The sequence below is a fragment of the Mycobacterium sp. 1465703.0 genome, assembly GCF_001672975.1.
Lineage (GTDB): Bacteria > Actinomycetota > Actinomycetes > Mycobacteriales > Mycobacteriaceae > Mycobacterium.
The window spans coordinates 1-1,946 of the sequence record NZ_LZKU01000075.1 but is presented as its reverse complement, the minus strand read 5'-3'; the positions used below and the strand labels follow the sequence as shown (position 1 = coordinate 1,946).

Here is a 1,946-nt window from a genome sequence, read left to right as displayed (position 1 = left end):
CGGCCACGGGCCCGGGCTGGTTGTGGTCGGGCACCGACGGCAACGGCGCGTTGGGTTGCGCCACGATCGACGCCGACGGCCAAGACCACGACATCGTTACGCAGCCGTACGGCGTCCAGCCGTTCCAAGTCTTCCCGATCACGCTCGACGTCAAGTGCGTCGGCGCCGTGTCGGCGTCGAGCTCGGCGCCGGCGGTCGTGCTGGCCGCGCAGTTCTACGACGAAGCCCAGAACCCAACTAGCGCATACGAAATCGCCGTGCTGGCCGGGCCCGCCGGCTTAGTGCCGTGGGGCAAGCTCGCCGGCAACATCATGACGCCGGCCGACTCGACGAAGGTGGCGTTGCGTGCGCATGTTGACCACACGATGACCGGCGGCCAGGTCCGTATCGACAACGCGAGCATGGCGCTGTGAGCGGCAACCAGTTCGGCGGGCCCAGCTACACGCAGCCGGAGACCCGCGAACTGTCGTCGATCACCGAATCGCCGAACCCCGACGCCAGCGACTTCGCCAGCGCCGAGAAGGTGGCCGTGCTGTTGCAGCGCCACGACTACCAAATTAAGGCGTTGGCGCAGGGGCAACAGCAGCTTCAACAAGGCGTCAACGACGCGACAGATAACCCGATCAAGCAGATACAGCAGTTCATCGCAGACGTTGTTGTGTTGCTCGGCGGCGGCGAAATCACCCAAGGCGTCCTAGATTTCGGCGACCTGCAATACATCTTGCCGACGCTGGGCGCGCTGTTCGGGCTCGGCGACGCGCCGTTTCCGGTCGACCTGTTCCAAGCGGCCGAGAAGTTCTTTTTCGGCTACGTGGTGCCGAACCAGCAGTTCACCGATGAAATCAACACCATCATCGGCAATTGGGCGGCCACGATCGGCATCGACCCGGAATTCGTCGCAGACCTCAAGACGCTAATCACCGGCATCGGCGACCTGTTCGGCACGGTCGGCAACGTATTGCCAAGCGTGGCAGCGTTTTTCGGCGAGCTCGGCATCGACGCGAACGACCTAGGCCCGCTGGGGCAGTTGCTCGCGCCCATCATCAAGTTCTTTTCCGGCATCGACCTGAAAGACATCGGCAACCTTCTCAAATTCGTGTCGGACGCGCTCGATCCGGTAATCAAAGACCTGACGGCCGTTGTCAATTTCCTCAATGCCCTTCTGACGGTTTTCAACTTCGAAGCGAGCGGCAGCGGCGGCGTGCTCAACTCGCCGGTACCCGAACTGACGGTGCCGTTCGAAAACCTGATGGAATTCCTAGGCGACATCAACCTCGGGTCGGGCGACTTCGACCCGATCGAAGCCGCGTACGACTTCATCGACAGGGTGCTCGCGCCGACCGGTCTGTTGCCCACCGCGCAACAGATCGCGGCCGCGATCAGCGGACTAACCGGGCAGAACATCAACCTCGACGACGTGTCGACGTTCTTCACGAACTTGCGGGCGTTCCTGACCGGAATCGACTTCAACGTCGCCGATTTCGACCCGCTCGCGGCCGCCGAGCAGTTCATCAACAACGTGCTCAACCCGACCGGGCTGCTCGCGTCAGCGACCGCGATAGCTCAGGCGATAACCGGGCTCACCGGTGACGGCATCACGCTCAACGACGTTCAAGCGTTCTTCGGAAACCTGAAAGCGTTTTTCGGCGGCATCGACCTGAACGCCGGCGACTTCGACCCGCTCGCGGCCGCCGAGCAGTTCATCACGACCGTGCTCGACAGAACCGGCCTGTTGACGACCGTCGAAAGCATCGGCCAAGACATCACCGGCATCGAAAACGCCACCGGCGAAGACATTTCGAAGTTCTTCGCCAACCTCAAAACGTTCATGGCCGGCGTCGACCTGAACGCCGCCGACTTCGACCCGATCGCGGCCGCCGAGACGCTCATCAACGACGTGCTGAACCCGACCGGGCTGCTCATGTCGATCACGAGCCCGATTTCGT

Annotated in this window: 2 protein-coding genes; both read left to right on the top strand. The window is 62.6% G+C overall.

Going from position 1 to position 1,946, the window contains the following annotated elements; translation table 11 throughout:
• A partial coding sequence (locus tag A5625_RS29525; RefSeq protein WP_197516001.1) for a hypothetical protein occupies positions 1-413 on the top strand: 413 nt, incomplete at its 5' end.
• Positions 410-1,946: hypothetical protein (locus tag A5625_RS06935; RefSeq protein WP_197516000.1), on the top strand; the 1,537-nt coding region annotated here is incomplete at its 3' end. The genes A5625_RS29525 and A5625_RS06935, both read left to right, overlap by 4 nt.